At 61.7% G+C, this 885-nt stretch carries 1 protein-coding gene; it reads left to right on the top strand.

What is annotated here, in order from left to right; genetic code table 11:
* The first annotated feature begins 1 nt into the window (after position 1).
* Entirely contained in the window at positions 2-808 is an 807-nt protein-coding gene (gene istB / locus V5F77_RS28980; protein WP_429008499.1) for an IS21-like element helper ATPase IstB, read from the top strand.
* The last annotated feature ends 77 nt before the right edge of the window (positions 809-885 follow it).

Genomic DNA, 885 nt, shown 5'->3' with positions numbered 1-885 from the left:
GCTGATGCTCAACGATCTCCGCCTGCCCGCAATCAAGCAGAATTGGCCGGATTTTGCCGAACGGGCGGACAAGGAGGGCTGGCCTGCCGCACGCTTCCTCGCGGCCCTCGCCGAACACGAGATCGCCGAACGCGACCGCCGCCGCTTGGCACGCCATCTTGCCGAGGCCCAGTTGCTGCCGGGAAAGACCCTCGACAGCTTCGACTTCGACGTGGTGCCGATGATCTCCAAGGCGCACGTGATGGCGATCTGTGCCGGTGACAGCTGGATCGACAAAGGCGCCAATCTGATTCTTATCGGCGGACCTGGCGGCGGCAAGACGCATCTGGCCTCCGCCGTCGGTCTGGCGCTGGTGGAAAACGGCTGGCGCGTGCTGTTCACCCGCACGTCCGACCTGGTGCAGAGACTTCAGGTGGCGCGGCGCGAACTGGCATTGGAGGCGGCCATCGCCAGACTGGATCGATTCGATCTGCTGATCCTCGATGACCTCGCCTATGTCAGCAAGGATCAGGCGGAGACCTCCGTCCTGTTCGAGTTGATCAGCGCCCGATACGAACGCCGCTCCACCCTGATCACCGCCAATCAGCCATTCGGGGCCTGGGGCAAGGTCTTCCCGGATCCCGCCATGACGCTGGCCGCAGTTGATCGCCTCGTCCATCACGCCACGATCTTCGAAATCAACGTCGACAGCTACCGCCGTCGTGCCGCACTCGAACGCAAGAAAAAAGGCGCCGGACGGCCGCAGAGCTACGCGACAATCAACGATCTCGAAGCCGTGTCGCTGCCCGACAATCAAAACGAAACTTAGCGCTTGTCAGCGACAATCAGACCGAACAACATCGTTCCCGTTGCGGTCACAGTTTCTCATCCTGATTGACGCATTTT

Origin of the sequence: Roseixanthobacter psychrophilus (assembly GCF_043195195.1) — a bacterium.
Lineage (GTDB): Bacteria > Pseudomonadota > Alphaproteobacteria > Rhizobiales > Xanthobacteraceae > NCEH01.
Note: the sequence above shows the minus strand (reverse complement) of the source record. Positions and strands in the feature narration are given on the sequence as shown.